An 18409-nucleotide genomic window follows, 5' to 3' on the forward strand; every position below is an offset into this window, starting at 1 on the left:
ACTATTAAAATTGTATATCATTTCCCTTAGAATTAACAGGGTGAAAGTAATTGTATACATTCTCTGCAGCCTCTTTTGACATAGCTTCCGTCTCCATCAAATTCTCAATAGAAGCCTGTGCCATCTTTTCTGCTGAGACGTATTTTTTCATAAGCGCCTTCCTTCTCTTCGGACCAATTCCATCAATATCATCAAGGAAACTGTGAACCTGTCCCTTGCTTCTAAGGCTACGATGATATTCAATAGCAAATCTATGGGCCTCATCCTGAAGTCTTGTAATCAATTTGAATCCTTCTGAGTGGGTATCTATTGGAAGCTCCACATCATTAAAGTATAATCCCCTGGTCCTATGATGATCATCCTTTACCATACCAGCTACTGGAATATGAAGTCCTAGCTCCGACAATACCTGCTTTGCAATATGCACCTGGCCCTTGCCACCATCCATCATGATAATGTCTGGGAATTTAGTAAAGCTGTCCTCAATGACTCCTCCATTGGCTTCCAGCTCCTCAATACCATGAGAGAAACGCCTTGTAAGCACCTCATGCATAGAAGCATAATCATTTGGCCCCTCTACGGTTTTAATCTTGAATTTGCGGTAATCTGAACGTTTAGGCTTGCCCTTTTCAAATACCACCATTGAACCTACTGATTGGAAACCAGAAATATTCGATATATCGTAAGCCTCCATACGGCTGGCACCTGGAAGCCCCAGAAGCTCTGCTATTTCCTTCATAGCTCCAATAGTTCTGCCCTCTTCCTTTTTGATTTTCTCTCTATCCTGATCTAAAACCATCTGGGCATTTTTTGCCGCAAGTTCCACAAGCTTTTCCTTATCCCCTCGCTTAGGCGTCCTGATGTAAACCCTAGAACCTTTTTTGTCTGTAAGCCATTTTTCCAAAAGCTCCACTTCATCTATCTCGAACTGTACAAAAATCTCCCTTGGGATAAATGGAGTGCCAGTGTAATAATCCTTTATGAAGTACTCCAGCAAATCTTCTTTTTTGTCATCCACGCGAACATTTATAAAGAAATGCTCCCTGCCAATCATCTTGCCGCCACGGATAAAGAAAACCTGAACAACTGCATCTTCTGCAGTCCTTGCCATCGCAATAATATCTCTATCCTCTCCATCCAGTTGAGTGGCCTTTTGTCTTCCAGCACAGGCCTCTACAGACTCAATCAAATCTCTGTAGATTGCCGCCTTTTCAAAGTCCATCTCCTCAGAAGCCGCAAGCATTTTTTCTTGTAAATCTTTTAAAGTGTCGTTGTAATCACCGTCTAAAAATTGGATTACTTTTTCTACGTTTTTACCATATTCCTCTTTTGAAACATTGCCCTGACAAACTCCAAGGCACTGGCCAATATGGTAGTTAAGACAAGGTCTTCCCTTGCCAAAACTCTCAGGAAATTTCTTGTTACATGTGCGAATTTTATAAAGCTTTTGAACAAGCTCAACTGTATCATGTACCGCCCCTGCAGAAGTGAATGGGCCAAAGAACTTGCTGCCATTCTTTTTCATACGACGAGAAAAGAGCACCCTTGGGTAGTCCTCTGTAAGTGTGACTTCGATGTAAGGATATGTCTTGTCGTCTCGAAGCATGGTATTGTATTTCGGCCTGTACTCTTTTATTAGATTGCATTCTAAAATAAGGGCCTCAAGCTCAGAATCTGTAACAATAAACTCGAAATAGTCTATATTTGCCACCATCTGCTTTTTCTTGAGCCCCTCATCGTGACTAGGCTGAAAATACTGGCGAACTCTATTCTTAAGAGAACGCGCCTTGCCTACATAAATTATCTCATCATTTCGTCCATGCATGAGATAAACTCCCGGTTGATCCGGGAGTTTACTAAGGTCTTTTTCTGTTACCATAAATTACTCATCAAAAATACTATCATGATCATCTTTTGAATCATTGTCATCAAAGATGCTCTTGTACTCTTTTGTCTCTTCTGGAACTGACTTTTCATCATCTTCAGTTTCAGAAGAATCCTTTTCCTCTTCTGGATCAGGCAATCCCTTAATCTCTCTAAAGATCTTCATGAATTCCTTACCAGTAATTGTCTCGTGCTCAAAGAGATACTCAGAAATCTTGTCGAGACATTCCATATTTTCTGCAAGAAGCTCTTTTGCCTTGGAATAGGCATCAGTAATCATCTTGAGAACTTCCTCGTCAATCTGGGCTGCTGTATTATCGCCGCAAATAAGAGATGCTCTTCCATCAAGATACTGACTCTCAACAGTAGCAAGTCCCATCATTCCAAATTTCTCTGACATACCAAAGCGTGTAACCATCGCTCTGGCGATTTTAGTAGCCTGCTCAATATCGTTAGCTGCTCCTGAAGTGTAGCTACCAAACTTGATATCCTCTGCAGCACGACCCCCCATATAGGTGACAATCTTAGCTATAAGCTCGTCCTTAGTCTCAAGGAACTTCTCCTCCTCAGGAGTCTGAAGTGTATAACCAAGGGCTCCCATTGTACGTGGTACAATTGTAATCTTCTGAACTGGCTCTGCATCTTTTTGAAGTGCAGAAACAAGTGCATGTCCAACCTCGTGATAAGAAACAATTTTTCGTTCCTTCTCACTCATAGCTCTGTCTTTCTTTTCCTTACCGCCTACAGCAACAAGCTCAAATGCCTCAAATAAATCCTTTTGATTAACGTATTTGCGCTTGTCCTTAACTGCTAAAATTGCGGCCTCATTTATGATATTAGCAAGATCTGAACCTACTAATCCAACTGAAGCAAGGGCCATAGCATCTAAATCTACAGACTCATCCATCTTAACATCCTTGGCATGTACCTTGAGGATTTCAAGACGTCCCTTCTGATCTGGCTTATCTACAATAATACGTCTATCAAAACGTCCTGGACGAAGAAGTGCCTTATCAAGTACCTCTGGTCTATTTGTAGCTGCAAGAATCAAAAGACCCTTGTTTGAATCGAAACCATCCATCTCTGAGAGAAGCTGGTTAAGTGTCTGCTCACGCTCGTCATTACCGCCGCCGTAATGAGCATCTCTGCTCTTACCGATGGCGTCAATCTCATCAATAAATACAATACAAGGAGCTACCTTTTGAGCCTCTTTAAAGAGATCACGAACTCTAGATGCACCAACACCTACAAACATCTCTACAAAATCAGAACCTGCAAGGGAGAAGAAAGGTACTCCCGCCTCACCAGCAACTGCCTTTGCAAGAAGAGTCTTACCTGTACCAGGAGGGCCTACAAGAAGTGCTCCCTTTGGTAGCTTCGCACCAATCTCTGTGTATTTCTTAGGATTGTGGAGGAAATCTACCATCTCCTGCACTGATTCCTTAGCCTCGTCCTGTCCGGCAACATCCTTAAACGTAACGCCTGTTGCCTTTTCCATGTTGTAGAGCTTGGCATTTGACTTACCAACGCCCATAGGGCCTCCGCCCATCTTTCTCATTAAAAATCCAAGTACCACCCAAAGAAGCACAAGTGGAAGAATGAATGAAAGGATATTGTAAATAATAGCTGCTGTAGAATCAGCCTCTGTACCCTCGAATTCTACCTTGTGTTCCTTTAAAAGTGGAACAAGATCATCATCTCTAACATAGGCTGTGTATAGCTTAGTCGAAGCTTTCTGACCTGTAGACTCATATATCTGCTGCATCAAATCAGCTTCCTCTTCACTGAGTCCATAAGTCTCGCCCTTTTTAAGGGTAATATTGATTAAGTCGTCTTTAAATGTGACTTCAGCAACCTTGTCCTCTTCTACTAAATTCAAAAACTCTGAGTATTTAATCTCTTGAGAAGAATTAGAAGAAGCACCTTTATACACCATACTTGTAAAGAAAAGTGCTATAAGCACTAGAATTCCCAATGTATAAAATGGCTGATGATTCTTCTTATTATTACCATTTTGGTTGTTATTATTATCGTTCACATCTGCCTCCGTATTATCTAAAATCGTCTATTCTAATTTATCATATATTGGTGTAAAAATGTCGATTTTAATAAATTTTTAATACAAATTAATGGTAAACAATCTTTTTTTAAAATTTATAAAAAAACAGCTTGTGACAATCAAGCTCTAAGCGTTGCTACAAGTCCACATTTTAGTGAACAAAAACAATCGCTTAGACTTGAAAGTATAACAAGCTGCTCTATGTTTATATTGTATTATTTAGACAATATTTCAGTGTCGTTAGTGAACTCTTCACCAGAAACTTCCTCAAACTTGTGAAGCAAGTCTTCGATGGTAAGTTTCTTCTTCTCCTCACCACTGATGTTAAGGATAACTCTACCCTCATTCATCATGATAAGTCTGTTACCATATCTGATAGCATCACGCATGTTGTGAGTAACCATCATAGCTGTAAGATTGTGCTCCTTGATAAGCATATCTGTTATCTCAAGAACCTTGGCTGCTGTCTTTGGATCAAGGGCTGCTGTATGCTCATCCAAAAGTAAAAGCTTTGGCTTTTGAATTGTAGCCATAAGAAGTGTAAGGGCCTGGCGCTGTCCGCCTGATAACAAGCCTACCTTAGCTGTAAGTCTATCCTCAAGACCAAGTCCCAATTCCTTTAACATCTCATGATATTTCACACGCTCAGACTTAGTAACGCCCCAGCTTAAGCCTCTTGATTTGCCACGTCTTGCTGCGAGAGCCATATTCTCATCAATCTGCATGCTTGCAGCTGTTCCTGTCATAGGATCCTGGAATACACGACCTAAATATTTTGCTCTCATATGTTCTGGAAGACCAGTAACATCTGTACCGTCAATTAATATCTGTCCGCCATCAACTGGCCAAACTCCTGCTACTGCATTAAGAAATGTAGACTTACCAGCTCCATTTCCTCCGATTACTGTGCAGAACTCGCCCTCTTCAAGGTGAAGTGTAGCGCCTGCCAATGCAACCTTTTCATTGATTGTGCCTGGGTTAAAGGTCTTCTGTAAGTTAATAGCATTAAGCATTGTTCTTACCTCCTTCCCTAGCAGCTTTTCTAAATGAGCTGTTTGCCTTATTTTTAAGGTAAGGAACAGCAAGGAAAATAGCAACAATTATAGCTGTAAATAGCTTCATATCGTTTGCTGGCATCTTCATCCACAATACAATCGCAATAAACAGATAGTAGAGAATACCACCAAATACTACAAATGAAAGAGTAGAAATGAAGTTTCTCTTCTTTCTAAATAATGCATTGCAAAGAACATCACCAATAATAATTGATGCAAGACCAATAACGATAGCGCCACGGCCCATATTTACATCTGCATTGCCATTAAACTGAGCAAATAAAGCACCCGCAAAGGCAACAATTGCATTAGAGATAACAAGACCTAATGCCTTCATAAAATTAACATTGATTCCCTGAGCCTTTGCCATAGCTGGATTAGTACCTGTGGCACGGATTGCCGAACCTACCTCAGTACCGAAGAACCAGTACATAATTGCAATAATGATAACCGCAAATATTAATACTGTAATAAGGGCATCTTCCTTATATCTAAGAGATACTGCTAAATTATATTTATCAACTGAAATAGGTGTATTTGGCTGGTTGTTGGCAATTCTAAGGTTGATAGAATAAAGAGCCAACTGTGTTAAAATACCTGCCAAAATATCAGGTATACCAAGCACTGTATGGAGGATACCTGTAATTAAACCTGCTGATGCACCTGCCACAAAAGCAAGTACTAATGCCAATACCCATGATTTTCCAGATACGATAACCATAGCTGCCACAGCTCCACCTGTAGCAAACGAGCCATCAACTGACAAATCAGCAAAATTCAATAATTTAAATGTAATGAAAATACCCAGTGCCATTATTCCATAGATGATACCCTGTGCAACGGTACCAGGCATTCCTGCTATTAATGTTTCGATTCCCATTTTAAACTCCAAAGAGCAAGGTCAGTTAATGACCTTGCCCGCATTTTAATATTTTATGTAGAAGAAATATCTTCTTAGTCTTCCATCTCGATTGCTACGTAATCGTCTGGTAACTCAATATTAAGTGTCTTAGCAATTACTGGATTATATTCCTTAGTAAAATCGCTTGCATACTTAATCTCGAATGTTGCTGGATCAGCGCCGTTAACTAAGATGTCGTATGCCATAAGACCTGCTTCGTATCCGATGTCATAGTATTGAATTGAAAGTGTAGCGATACCACAACCCTTGCAGATACCCTCTTCACCTGCAACAATTGGAACACCTGCTGAAAGTGCTACATTGTTGATTGTCTCTGCGCAGCTTGCAGCTACATTATCAGTTGGAACATAGATAACATCTGATGAACCGCAAGCAGTCTGAACTACTGTAGATACATCTGCAGAATCTGAGAATGTATATGCGCTAACATTGTAGCCATAACCCTCTAAGTACTCTGTCATCTTGTTTGCCTGATATAATGAGTTGTCCTCACCTGAGCAATAGATAATTCCAACTTCCTTAGCATCAGGGAAAAGCTCATTGAGCATCTGTGCCTGACCATCAAGTGGTGCCAAGTCAGAAGTACCTGTTACATTGATTCCTGTGGAACCCTTCCAGTCGCTAATTCCAAGTGCTGTAGCATAATCTGTAATAGATGTAGCTACGATTGGGATATCACTTGTAGCTGTCTGAGCAGCCTGAAGTGCTGGTGTAGCATTTGCCATGATAAGATCTACATTGTCTGAAACAAATGTATTGGCGATAGTAGCGCATGTAGCATTATCACCAGATGCATTCTCAACTGTGACTTCTACATTATCCCCAAGCTTTTCCTTAAGAGCATCCTCAAAGCCCTGAGTAGCCGCATCAAGTGCTGGATGCTGTACAAGCTGAATAACTCCCACTTTGTAAGTCTGACCATCAGTAGACTCTGCTGTAGCCTCTGTAGCTGCACTGTCTGTATTTGCCTCTGTGCGTTCCTTAGCTGAATCAGTGCCGCATGCAACTAAACCAAAAGCCAAAACTGATGCAGTGACTAAACCGAGAAATTTCTTCATAATATTTTCTCCTCCTCTTTCGCTTATGGTGAACACTTTAGCACTTTTAATGGCTAAAGTCAATAATTAAAAGAGAATGTAAAAAAGAGCCTCACCCCGCGGTAAAGCTCTTGATTTTAATAATTTATAAAACTGTCCTACTCTATAGGTGATGGCAGTTTTCATCACAGAATTTATACTCAAGCTTTCTACAGCAATAATAGAATCCTGGAATAAGGAAAAATACTGCAAATAACCAAGCAACAGGGCTTGCCCATATCGCTCCTGCGTATCCAATCATTGGTACTAATGTAAATGCCACAAGTATTCTTGCCACCATCTCCATCACACCTGAATAAATTGCAAATCCCGAGAATCCCATACCCTGTATTGCAAATCTAAATATGTTAACAGCTGCAAGCAAAGTATATGTAACTGCATTAGCAAGCAAAAACATCCTTGCCTGATCAATTACAACTGATGTATCCGTAAACATCCTAAGCAAATATTTTCCAGCGAAAAATAATACTATAAGGATAAATACAGCATAAATTGTACCAAGCATCTGAGCTGTCCACACACCTTTTTTCACTCTAGGTATATTTTTAGCTCCAACATTTTGTCCTGCGTAGGTTGCCATTGTTCCGCCCAGTGCATCAAACGGGCAAACTACAAACATAGATACCTTGGCACCGGCTGTCATTGAGGCTACCGCAATTGTGCCCAGTCCATTGACTGCAGTCTGTAAAATTACAGAGCCTATAGCCGTAATAGAATACTGTAATCCAAAAGGAATGCCCATTGTAACAAGTACATTACAATGATGTGGTCCAAGCTTTAAATCCGTTTTTTTCATCTTTAAAATTGGGAATTTAAGCTTCATATATATGACACAGCTTAAACCTGCTATTAATTGAGATATAACAGTAGCAAGAGCCGGACCATTTACACTAGTTTTTAATACGATAATAAAAACTATATCAAGAACTATATTGATACCAGCGGCCATAATCAAAAAATATGTAGGTGTTTTGCTATCACCGAGAGATCTGATTATACCCGCCGTCAAATTATAAAGGAAGGTGACTGGTATTCCAAAGAATATTATCGAAATATAAGAATAGGCTAAGTCAATAATATCATCAGGAGTCCTCATAATTGCCAGTATCTGATAACAATAAATACTAACTATTGTAGTAATTACTGCTGAAAAAATAACTGAAAGTATTATTGAATTTCCAACGAACTTTCTCATTGAATCGTAGCTCTCTGCACCAAATCTCTGTGCTACAGGTATGGCAAATCCAGAGCACATACCCATACAAAAGCCATTAATTAAAAAGTTGATTGAACCTGTAGAACCAACTGCTGCCAGTGCACTATCGCCAAGGGTCTGACCTACAATTATTGTATCTACCAGATTATACATTTGCTGGAATAATAGCCCAGCCAACATAGGGATTGAAAAGCCAAGAATTAAAGATAGTGGATTGCCCTCTGTCATTTTAGTAATTGAAGTTCTTGCCATAATATTCCTCTTGTCCTTTAATAATTATTTAACCCTCTTATGCTCATAATACAACAATCTACTAATAAAAAATACTTATTTTTAATCATAATAGAATAAAAAAAACCCAGGACAAAGGTCCTGGGAAATAAGTCAATATTTATTATACTAACTCAAGAACAACTTCCATAGCTGCATCGCCCTTACGTGGTCCGATCTTAACGATACGTGTGTAACCACCCTTGCGATCAACATACTTTGGAGCGATCTCATCGAATACGAAGTTTGCCATATCTACCTTGTGTGCCTGGCTCTTCTTGTCGCCCTTAGCTGTTGGAGTGTAAAGAACCTGCATCATCTGACGACGAGCGTGAAGTCTAGAAGCTGAATCCTTCTTGATCTTCTTGTCTACTGTATCGTATACAGTAACCTTCTTGCCATCAACAACTTCCTTTACTCTCTTACCATCTTTATCTTTACGAGCAACCTTTGCCTGAACTGTAACTTCCTCGAAGTTATCCTTTTCCTTTACACCAAGTGTAATGATGTGCTCAGCAATCTTCTTTACTTCCTTAGCCTTAGCCTCAGTTGTAACGATCTTGCCGTGATAAAGAAGCTCAGTTACCTGATTTCTTAAAAGTGCTTTTCTCTGTGAAGATGTTCTGCTTAACTTTCTGTACTTTGCCATTTCTTTTCTCCTTAATAACTGGCGTCACAGGTGCTCATCGGTCTTATCCCGTAACTTGATTATGGAAAGGCTTACGCAGATGTGCTCATCGGTCTTACCCTCCACGTATTATTTCCTGTAACTATATTAGGCGATTTAGTCCTCTACCATTCTAAGTGAAAGACCAAGCTCGCTAAGCTTCTGCTCTACTTCTTCCATAGACTTGCGACCAAGGTTACGTACCTTCATCATGTCATCAGGTGACTTGTCGCAAAGCTCAGCAACAGTGTTGATACCAGCTCTCTTTAAGCAGTTGTATGAACGAACTGAAAGCTCGAGCTCATCAATGCTCATCTCAAGAGTCTTACCTGTTGTATCATCTGGCTTGTCAGCGATAACTGAAAGATCCTGTGCTGCCTCTGAAAGATTAACAAAAAGATTTAAATGCTCACTGAGTACCTTAGCAGCCATAGAAACAGCCTCATCAGGACCCATTGTGCCATTTGTATATACATCAAGTGTAAGCTTATCGTAATCTGTTACCTGGCCTACACGAGTGTCTTCTACTGTCATGTTTACACGCTCAACTGGTGTGTAAATTGAATCAACTGCAATCTTGCCGATTGGAGTATCTGGAGTCTTGTTCTTATCTGCAGAGATATAACCACGATTCTTTGTGATAGTAAGCTCCATGTAAAGCTTGCAATCATTACCACCATTAAGGTGTGCAATAACTAAATCTGGGTTAATAATCTCGATATCTGAATCTACCTGGATATCAGCAGCTGTTACAACTCCCTCACCTTCGAACTCAATATATGCTGTCTTAGGTTCATCAGAGCTACTGTTATTTCTAATAGCAAGCTCCTTGATATTCATAACGATCTCAGTAACATCTTCCTTAACACCTGGAATGGCGCTAAATTCATGAAGAACACCCTCGATCTTAATCTGGCTAACTGCAGCTCCTGGCAGAGATGAAAGCATAATTCTACGAAGAGAATTACCAAGTGTTATACCATATCCTCTCTCAAGAGGTTCTACAACAAATCTGCCGTATTTTTTGTCCTCAGAAATCTCTACGATTTCAATGTTTGGGTTTTCAAAATTTAACACTACATTGCCTCCTTAATATAATGTAATAGACTCTAAAAAACAGAATATTCTAAAATATCCTGCTAAATTGCTCATTGCCGCATAATAAAATTGTAACAAATCGCACTTATACAAGCAAGCTTGTATAAGTGCTTTTTGTAAACATCTACTAAAATTTATTATTTTGAATATAACTCGACGATAAGCATCTCGTCTACAGGAACATCAATCTGCTCTCTATTAGGAAGCTCCTTAACTGTACCCTTAAGGTTCTCAGCATCAACGTCAACCCACTCAGGAGTTGTTCTGCCTGCTGTGATTTCTGTAATGTCCTTAAATCTCTGAAGGCTCTTTGACTTCTCGCGAACCTCAATAACATCTCCAGCCTTTACAAGGTATGAAGGAATGTTAACTGGCTTGCCGTTTACAAGGAACATCTTGTGATCAACAACCTGACGAGCTTCTTTTCTTGTACGAGCGAATCCCATACGGAATACTACGTTATCAAGACGGCTCTCAAGCATTGTCATAAGGTTTTCACCTGTCATACCCTTCTGACGGTCAGCCTTCTCATAATAATTACGGAAAGGCTTCTCAAGTACGCCATAGATGAACTTAGCCTTCTGCTTCTCCTGAAGCTGAAGAGCGTACTCAGACTTCTTGCCTCTTCCTCTATTCTTCTGTCTACGTGACTTTTTATCATATCCTAAAAATGTAGGATCTAAATCAAGAGATCTACATCTTTTAAGAACTGGTGTCTTATTAACTGCCATTAGATTTTCCTCCTAATTAGACTCTTCTACGCTTTGGTGGACGACATCCGTTATGTGGAACTGGAGTAACATCCTTGATTGTAAGAACCTGAACGCCGTTAGCGTCAATCGCTCTGATTGCTGCCTCACGTCCTGAACCTGGTCCCTTTACGAATACATCTACACTCTTTAATCCGTGAACTAATGCAGCCTTAACTGCTGTCTCTGCTGCCATCTGTGCAGCATAAGGAGTAGATTTCCTTGAACCTCTAAATCCTAGACCACCAGCACTTGCCCATGAAAGAGCATTACCCTGAGCATCTGTAATAGTTACGATAGTATTATTGAAAGATGCCTGAACATGTACCTGTCCGTGTTCAACGTTTTTCTTTACACGCTTTTTTGTTGTCTTCTTTGCAACTTTAGCCATAATTAAACTAACCTACTTTCTTTCTATTGAATAAATTACTTCTTCTTATTTGCTACTGTACGCTTTGGACCCTTGCGAGTACGAGCGTTTGTCTTAGTCTTCTGTCCACGAACAGGAAGACCCTTTCTGTGACGGATTCCTCTATAGCATCCGATTTCCTGAAGTCTCTTGATGTCAAGAGCAACTTCTCTTCTAAGATCACCTTCAACAGTTAATGTCTCATCGATAACTGTGCTAATCTTCTTAACTTCTTCATCAGTTAAGTCCTTGACACGTGTGTTAGGATCAACACCAGCTGCCTCAAGAACCTTGTTTGAGCTTACTCTACCAATTCCGTAAATGTAAGTTAAACCAATTTCAATTCTCTTGTCTCTTGGTAAATCTACACCTGCAATACGAGCCATGTGTGTTTACACCTCCATAAATATTTCTACAATTAATAATCGATATAGAAAGTACAGCTCCGATAAATCGGCCTGAAATGTGTGTACGCCCATATCTTGTCCTGTTTGGCCTCGGTATGATAGGCCATTTTTATTATGAACAGTCTAAATTAGATACACTTTAGACTGCAGCCGCACATAATAAATGCTAAATAAGCTGCTCAGAAATTAACCCTGACGCTGCTTATGCTTTGGGTTCTCGCAAATAATACGAATGCTACCCTTTCTTTTGATGACCTTGCACTTCTCGCACATAGGCTTTACAGAAGATCTTACTTTCACGATTTTCCTCCTTTCCATGCCCTTTTTTCAAAGGTTGTGGTCAATCTATAATTTGAACATTCTAAAAACGTCCGTTTAATAGTATAGCGGGCGTTTTCGTGTATGTCAACAAAAATTTATTTATCTCTCCAAATAATTCTTCCCTTAGAAAGATCATAAGGACTCATCTCGATTGTTACCTTATCACCAGGTAAGATACGAATGTAGTTCTGTCTTAACTTACCACTGATATGAGCAAGAATCTGGTGACCATTTTCAAGCTCTACCTTAAACATTGCATTTGGAAGTTTCTCAACAACTACTCCCTCTACTTCAATAACATCTGCCTTAGACATCTTTGTTCCTCCTATTATAACTTTTAAGAATTCTTTTAATTGAAATATCATCAAGTGCTGTAATGTCTTTTATCTCATCAAGCACATCTGATGGAATATTTTTTATTAGCTGTAAATGAATTTTTTTCTTTTTCTTAGGCTTGGCAACCGTCTTTGTAGTTCCATTGGCAAGTATGAAATAATCTTCAACCTCATCAATAACTACATATACTTTTTTCTGATCGTGGCCAGCCTTAGAAGTAGCAAGCATTAAATCCATGTATTTCCCTCCGGATTAGCAAGCTCAGAAGGTGTCAATGTTAAAATCTCTGGAGCACCATCTGTAATAACAATTGTATTTTCATAATGAGCTGATAATGATTCATCCATTGTTACAACTGTCCACTCATCATCCATCCAAGCAACATCATAGCTTCCAGCGTTAATCATTGGCTCAACCGCTAATGTCATTCCTTTTAAAAGCTTTGGTCCTTTTCTGAACTTTCTTCTAAAGTTTGGAATCTCTGGAGCCTCGTGTAATGACTTTCCAATGCCGTGTCCAACCAAATCCCTAACAACTCCATATCCGAAACTCTCAGCATAATCTCCAATTGCTCCTGATATATCGTAAAGGTGATTGCCGGCCTTTGCATATTTCATACCCTGGAAGAAAGACTGACGAGTTCTTTCTATAAGAAGTCTTGCCTCTTCAGAAATCTCTCCTACGCCAACTGTTCTAGCAGCATCTGAATGATATCCCTTGTAGAGAACGCCAGTATCTAAACTAACAATATCTCCATTCACAAGGATGTGATCAGCAGTAGGTATACCGTGAACAACTTCATCATTTACAGAAACACATACGCTGGCAGGATAACCATATAGGCCTTTAAAGTTTGGCTCACAGCCAAAGCTTCGAATAACTTCTTCCCCGAGTCTGTCTACATCTAATGTAGACATTCCTTCATGAATCTCTTTTGCAAGAGTCTCGTGAACCTGAGCAAGAATCTTGCCTGCCTCACGCATCAATTGAATTTCTTCTTCAGTTTTAATAGTAATTGCTTCTGACATCCTAAGCTCCTAATATAGCTGTGATATCCTCAAAAACCTTTTCCATTGGCTGTGTACCACTAACAGATTTAAGAATACCCTTACCTTTGTAATAATCAATAAGTGGCTGAGTCTGATCATGATATACATCAAGTCTCTTCTTAACTGTCTCTGGCTTGTCGTCATCTCTTAAAACAAGAGCGCTACCACATGAATCGCAAATGCCCTCTTTCTTTGGTGGAATAGAAACGATGTGATATGTAGCACCACAGTTAAGGCAAGCTCTACGACCTGACATTCTGTTGATGATATTCTCATCTGGAACATCTACATCAATTGCATAGTCCATTGACTGTCCGATCTTTGTAAGAGCTGCGTCAAGAGCTTCTGCCTGTGGAATTGTTCTTGGGAAACCATCTAATACAAATCCATTTTTCGCGTCATCCTGTGCAATGCGGTCCATTACAAGATCACATGTAAGTTCATCTGGAACAAGCAAACCTTGATCCATGTATTCCTTTGCTTTTTTGCCAAGCTCTGTACCGTTCTTTATATTAGCGCGAAATATATCACCTGTAGAGATGTGAGGAATAGAATACTTAGCTGCAATCTGCTTTGCCTGAGTTCCTTTGCCTGCACCAGGTGCACCTAACATAATAATCTTCATAATGTAAAAAACCTCCTGCGTTATTTACGTTAAAAATATTCTCTTAAAAACACCTTAAGAGATACGCGGTATAACCCACGTATCTCCTTAGATGCATTAATGACTATTAGTCATTTAAAAATCCTTTGTAATTACGAACCATCATCTGTGACTCAACTTGCTTTAACGTCTCAATGATAACACCAACAATAATGATAATTGATGTGCCGCCGAATGAAACATCTGTGCCAAGTAAACCGTCAAATACGATTGGAAGCAATGCTACGATCGAAAGACCAATTGCACCAATAAAGATTACATGCTTAAGAATAGCTGCAAGATAATCTGAAGTTGGTTTACCAGGTCTGATACCAGGAATAAATCCGCCTGAGCGCTTTAAGTTCTCTGCAATTTCAAGTGGATTAAATGTTATCTCTGTATAGAAATAAGCAAATCCAATGATTAAGAGAATATAAACAATTGCTCCGATTGAATTAAACCAGTTTGTAGGATCGAACCAATTTTTCTGATTCATAACATTAAGAATCTTAGCCCAAACACCTGTCAAATTCTTGTTAAACATTGTAACAATCATGATTGGTGTCTGAAGTAAAGACTGAGCAAAAATGACTGGGATAACACCAGCTGTATTAACCTTCATAGGAATAACAGATGAGTTACCGCCAACCTGTCTGCGGCCCTGAATCTTATTTGAGTACTGAACTGGAATACGTCTCTCAGCGCTCTGTAAGATTACTACAAATACAACGATAAGAATAATTACAGCTGCGATAATAACTGCTGCCAAAGTTGCCTTTGGAATTGTCTTATCTTTCATGTACTGAGTATAGAGAGCCTCTAAATCAGCTGGGATACGGCTGATGATATTAATTGTAAGAACAATAGAAATACCATTTCCGATACCCTTTTCAGTGATTCTCTCACCGATCCACATTAACACTGCTGAACCAGCTGTAAGAGATGCTACTACTAAGATTACATATAATGGACTAAACTTTAAAAGATAGCCACTCTTTCCAAATGCGATAGCCATAGCAATTGATTCACCCAAAGCTAAAGCAACAGTAAGATAACGAGTAATCTGTGTCATCTTCTTTCTGCCTGCTTCACCATCACGCTGCATCTCTTCAAGCTTTGGAAAAGCTATAGTAAGAAGCTGCATAATGATAGAAGAAGTAATGTATGGTGTGATATTCAATGCAAATACTGACATTGATGAGAAAGAACCACCAGTGATTGAATCAAAGAAATTCAATCCTGTATTGCTATTTTCCTTGAAATAGCTAGCCACAAGGCTTCCGTTAACGCCCGGAGTTGGAAGCAAGCTTCCAAGACGGACGATAACAAGCATAAATATTGTAAAGCCTATGCGTCTTCTTAAATCTTTAATTTTGAAAGCATCTCGAAGTGTCTGAAACATTAGATCACCTCTACTGTTCCGCCTAAGGCCTCAATCTTCTCCTTTGCGCTAGCACTGAATGCATTAGCCTGAACGTTGAGCTTCTTTGTAAGCTCGCCGCCGCCAAGAATCTTAACGCCATCGCGAGGGTTCTTGATGATACCGCTCTCGATGAGAGTATCAACAGTTACAGTAGCACCATTATCAAATCTCTCTAAATAAGAAACATTGATACCAACGATTTCCTTTGTATTTCTATTCTTGAAACCACGCTTAGGAAGACGTCTGTATAAAGGCATCTGTCCACCTTCGAATCCAAGTCTAATGCTTCCGCCAGAACGAGCCTTCTGTCCCTTATGACCCTTACCAGCAGTCTTGCCATTTCCTGAACCGTGACCACGGCCTCTTCTGAAATTATCGCTGTGCTTTGAGCCTTCTGCTGGCTGTAAGTTAGATAAATCCATTATGGCACCTCCTTCTATTAAATTTCTTCAACTTTTACTAAGTGATTGACCATTCTAAGCATTCCGCGAACGCTGTCGTTGTCAGGAAGCTCAACAGTCTTATTGACCTTTCTAAGGCCAAGTGCTTCTACAGTCTTCTTGTTCTTAGGAACAGCACCGATTGTAGACTTTACGAGTGTTACTCTTAACTTCTTCTCTGCCATTTTACTTTCCTCCTTAAGCAAGAATGTCTTCAACCTTCTTGCCACGAGCCTTAGCTACTTCCTCAGGCGACTTAAGAGCTCTAAGTCCCTCGATAGTAGCAAGAACAACGTTCTGCTTATTTGATGATCCAAGTGACTTTGTACGGATGTTTCCGATACCTGCAAGCTCACATACGGCACGTGCTGGACCACCAGCGATGATACCAGTACCTTCTGGAGCCTTCTTAAGAAGTACAGAAGCACCAGTGTGCTTGCCCTGGATGTCATGTGTAATACTGTGGTTGTTATCAAGCTTAACTGTAATAAGCTTCTTCATAGCATCTTCCTTGCCCTTGCGGATAGCTTCAGGGATTTCAGCTGCTTTGCCAAGTCCAGCGCCAACGTGTCCGTTCTTATCGCCTACTACAACAAGAGCTGTGAAACGCATGTTACGTCCACCTTTAACAACCTTTGTTACACGCTTAATTTCTACAACCTGCTCAGTTAACTCTAACTGGCTAGCGTCAATGATTTCACGTTTCATGTGTTCTCCTCCTAGAATTCTAATCCAGCTTCTCTAGCTGCATCTGCTAAAGCTGCAACCTTGCCGGCATAAATGTAACCACCTCTGTCAAATACGACTTCCTTGATTCCCTTTTCCTGTGCCTTCTTAGCAATAACTGTACCAAGCTTTGAAGCAGCTTCTACGTTATTTGTCTTTGCAAGATCTGCCTTAACGTCTGCGTCAAGAGTAGATGCTGAAACGAGTGTATTTCCGCATGTATCATCAATAACCTGAACATACATGTGATTGTTGCTTCTGAACACTGCAAGACGTGGTCTTTCTGCTGTACCGGCTAGAGTGTTACGAAGTCTTCTATGCTTTGTCTGGCGAACTACTTGTCTAGATTTCTTACTTACCATTTTACATTCACTCCTTTACTATTTCTTACCGGTCTTACCGACTTTACGTCTAATAACTTCATCAGCGTACTTAATACCCTTACCCTTATATGGCTCAGGTCTTCTCTTATCTCTAATGTTGGCAGCGTACTGTCCAACCTTTTCCTTGTCGATACCCTTGATGATAATTTTATTTCCGTCAACAGTTGACTCAATACCCTCTGGATCTTCCATCTCTACTGGGTGAGAGTAACCAAGGTTAAGAGTAAGCTTCTTACCAGCCTTTGATGCTCTGTAACCTACACCGTTAACTTCAAGAGTCTTCTCATAGCCTGTTGTAACACCAACAACCATGTTGTTGATAAGTGTTCTTGTAAGACCATGTAAAGACTTCATCTTCTTTAAATCATTAGGTCTAGTAACAACAACTTCTGCACCCTCAAGCTTGATATCCATCTCAGATGGAAGTGTTCTCTCAAGAGTACCCTTAGGACCTTTTACAGTCACATGATTATTTTCTGCAATCTCAACTGTAACTCCAGCTGGAACTGCGATTGGCATTCTTCCTATACGTGACATGCCCGTACCTCCTTAAATATGATAGTATGTCCGGCTTCTATAACCGGGTTATACTTTTAGGTAATTAGTTACTTAATGTCTGGAAATGATTACCAAACATATGCAAGAACTTCGCCACCAACCTGAAGCTTACGAGCTTCCTTGTCTGTGATGATGCCCTTGTTTGTAGAAAGGATAGCGATACCAAGTCCACCTAAAACGTATGGGATATCGTCCTTACCAGCATAAATACGAAGACCTGGCTTAGAGATTCTCTTAATACCAGAAATAATCTTCTCGTTCTTGTTTGCACCGTACTTTAATGTAACACGGATATCCTTGAAGTTACCATTATCAACGATGTCATACTTTGTGATAAATCCTTCATCAACAAGAATGTCTGCAATTGCAACCTTAATCTTTGATGCAGGAACATCTACTGTATCATGTTTTGCAGTATTTGCATTACGGATTCTTGTAAGCATATCTGCTATTGGATCACTCATTGTCATGATGCAATTTCCTCCTAATTTTCAATCTGTGTTCGTTATCTTACCATGAAGCTTTCTTAACGCCTGGGATCTGACCCTTGTAAGCTAACTCACGGAAACATACTCTACAAATACCATACTTTCTAAGGTATGCATGTGGACGACCGCAGATTTTGCAGCGGCTGTATTCCTGTGTAGAAAACTTAGCCTTGCGCTGCTGCTTAACTTTCATTGACTTCTTTGCCATA

The 18409-nt window shown here is 39.9% G+C and carries 24 protein-coding genes; all 24 read right to left on the minus strand.

Translation table 11 applies throughout. From position 1 onward, the window contains the following. Window positions 1-4: 4 nt before the first annotated feature. Window positions 5-1879, minus strand: a complete 1875-nt coding sequence (gene uvrC / locus F0Q01_RS06900) for an excinuclease ABC subunit UvrC (protein WP_090487752.1) — start codon at window positions 1877-1879, stop codon at window positions 5-7. Between the two features lie 3 nt (window positions 1880-1882). Continuing rightward, a complete protein-coding gene (gene ftsH / locus F0Q01_RS06905) occupies window positions 1883-3922 on the minus strand; it encodes an ATP-dependent zinc metalloprotease FtsH (RefSeq protein ID WP_177209275.1) in 2040 nt (679 codons plus the stop codon). Between the two features lie 236 nt (window positions 3923-4158). Continuing rightward, window positions 4159-4956, minus strand: coding sequence for an ABC transporter ATP-binding protein (locus F0Q01_RS06910; protein ID WP_090153813.1), 798 nt, complete (start codon window positions 4954-4956; stop codon window positions 4159-4161). Beyond that, window positions 4949-5878 (minus strand): ABC transporter permease, encoded by a 930-nt coding sequence (locus F0Q01_RS06915; protein WP_090153815.1) that lies wholly within the window; start codon window positions 5876-5878, stop codon window positions 4949-4951. Before F0Q01_RS06915 ends, F0Q01_RS06910 begins: the two co-directional genes overlap by 8 nt. Window positions 5879-5952: 74 nt before the next feature. Next, window positions 5953-6978, minus strand: coding sequence for an ABC transporter substrate-binding protein (locus F0Q01_RS06920; RefSeq protein ID WP_090487758.1), 1026 nt, complete (start codon window positions 6976-6978; stop codon window positions 5953-5955). 142 nt (window positions 6979-7120) lie between these two features. Beyond that, the gene (locus F0Q01_RS06925; protein WP_177209276.1) at window positions 7121-8485 is read right to left on the minus strand and encodes an MATE family efflux transporter; all 1365 of its coding nucleotides are present in this window, start codon (window positions 8483-8485) and stop codon (window positions 7121-7123) included. A gap of 142 nt (window positions 8486-8627) precedes the next feature. Next, window positions 8628-9152, minus strand: coding sequence for a bL17 family ribosomal protein (locus F0Q01_RS06930; RefSeq protein ID WP_090487765.1), 525 nt, complete (start codon window positions 9150-9152; stop codon window positions 8628-8630). A 135-nt stretch (window positions 9153-9287) separates the two neighbouring features. Continuing rightward, entirely contained in the window at window positions 9288-10247 is a 960-nt protein-coding gene (locus F0Q01_RS06935; protein ID WP_090153824.1) for a DNA-directed RNA polymerase subunit alpha, read from the minus strand. A gap of 158 nt (window positions 10248-10405) precedes the next feature. Next, window positions 10406-10999, minus strand: coding sequence for a 30S ribosomal protein S4 (rpsD, locus tag F0Q01_RS06940; RefSeq protein WP_090487767.1), 594 nt, complete (start codon window positions 10997-10999; stop codon window positions 10406-10408). A gap of 16 nt (window positions 11000-11015) precedes the next feature. Further along, window positions 11016-11408, minus strand: a complete 393-nt coding sequence (gene rpsK, locus F0Q01_RS06945) for a 30S ribosomal protein S11 (protein WP_015548335.1) — start codon at window positions 11406-11408, stop codon at window positions 11016-11018. A 35-nt stretch (window positions 11409-11443) separates the two neighbouring features. After that, on the minus strand, window positions 11444-11812 hold the full coding sequence (gene rpsM, locus F0Q01_RS06950) for a 30S ribosomal protein S13 (protein WP_028234412.1): 369 nt from the start codon (window positions 11810-11812) through the stop codon (window positions 11444-11446). Between the two features lie 207 nt (window positions 11813-12019). Further along, the gene (gene rpmJ, locus F0Q01_RS06955; RefSeq protein WP_004604068.1) at window positions 12020-12133 is read right to left on the minus strand and encodes a 50S ribosomal protein L36; all 114 of its coding nucleotides are present in this window, start codon (window positions 12131-12133) and stop codon (window positions 12020-12022) included. Between the two features lie 116 nt (window positions 12134-12249). Then, complete coding sequence (gene infA / locus F0Q01_RS06960) at window positions 12250-12468, minus strand: translation initiation factor IF-1 (protein WP_015548337.1); 219 nt, start codon at window positions 12466-12468, stop codon at window positions 12250-12252. After that, complete coding sequence (locus F0Q01_RS06965; protein ID WP_090487769.1) at window positions 12461-12727, minus strand: hypothetical protein; 267 nt, start codon at window positions 12725-12727, stop codon at window positions 12461-12463. The genes infA and F0Q01_RS06965 overlap by 8 nt, the downstream gene beginning before the upstream one ends. Next, window positions 12718-13518 carry a type I methionyl aminopeptidase gene (map, locus tag F0Q01_RS06970; RefSeq protein ID WP_090153830.1) on the minus strand — a complete coding sequence of 267 codons (801 nt, stop codon included), beginning with the start codon at window positions 13516-13518 and terminating at the stop codon, window positions 12718-12720. Before map ends, F0Q01_RS06965 begins: the two co-directional genes overlap by 10 nt. A gap of 1 nt (window position 13519) precedes the next feature. Continuing rightward, a complete protein-coding gene (locus F0Q01_RS06975) occupies window positions 13520-14164 on the minus strand; it encodes an adenylate kinase (protein ID WP_090153832.1) in 645 nt (214 codons plus the stop codon). Window positions 14165-14270: 106 nt separating this feature from the next. Next, the gene (secY, locus tag F0Q01_RS06980) at window positions 14271-15584 is read right to left on the minus strand and encodes a preprotein translocase subunit SecY (protein WP_090153834.1); all 1314 of its coding nucleotides are present in this window, start codon (window positions 15582-15584) and stop codon (window positions 14271-14273) included. Then, entirely contained in the window at window positions 15584-16027 is a 444-nt protein-coding gene (gene rplO / locus F0Q01_RS06985; protein ID WP_015548342.1) for a 50S ribosomal protein L15, read from the minus strand. The genes secY and rplO overlap by 1 nt, the downstream gene beginning before the upstream one ends. A gap of 17 nt (window positions 16028-16044) precedes the next feature. Then, on the minus strand, window positions 16045-16230 hold the full coding sequence (rpmD, locus tag F0Q01_RS06990) for a 50S ribosomal protein L30 (protein WP_015548343.1): 186 nt from the start codon (window positions 16228-16230) through the stop codon (window positions 16045-16047). 13 nt (window positions 16231-16243) lie between these two features. Beyond that, on the minus strand, window positions 16244-16753 hold the full coding sequence (gene rpsE / locus F0Q01_RS06995; RefSeq protein WP_090153835.1) for a 30S ribosomal protein S5: 510 nt from the start codon (window positions 16751-16753) through the stop codon (window positions 16244-16246). Window positions 16754-16764: 11 nt separating this feature from the next. Next, window positions 16765-17133 (minus strand): 50S ribosomal protein L18, encoded by a 369-nt coding sequence (gene rplR, locus F0Q01_RS07000; RefSeq protein ID WP_028234418.1) that lies wholly within the window; start codon window positions 17131-17133, stop codon window positions 16765-16767. An 18-nt stretch (window positions 17134-17151) separates the two neighbouring features. Continuing rightward, on the minus strand, window positions 17152-17691 hold the full coding sequence (rplF, locus tag F0Q01_RS07005) for a 50S ribosomal protein L6 (protein ID WP_033153082.1): 540 nt from the start codon (window positions 17689-17691) through the stop codon (window positions 17152-17154). An 89-nt stretch (window positions 17692-17780) separates the two neighbouring features. Next, window positions 17781-18182 (minus strand): 30S ribosomal protein S8, encoded by a 402-nt coding sequence (gene rpsH / locus F0Q01_RS07010; protein ID WP_090153837.1) that lies wholly within the window; start codon window positions 18180-18182, stop codon window positions 17781-17783. 40 nt (window positions 18183-18222) lie between these two features. After that, window positions 18223-18408 (minus strand): type Z 30S ribosomal protein S14, encoded by a 186-nt coding sequence (locus tag F0Q01_RS07015; RefSeq protein WP_028242194.1) that lies wholly within the window; start codon window positions 18406-18408, stop codon window positions 18223-18225. Between the last annotated feature and the right edge of the window lies 1 nt (window position 18409).

The sequence above is a fragment of the Pseudobutyrivibrio xylanivorans genome (genome assembly GCF_010906925.1).
GTDB lineage: Bacteria > Bacillota > Clostridia > Lachnospirales > Lachnospiraceae > Pseudobutyrivibrio.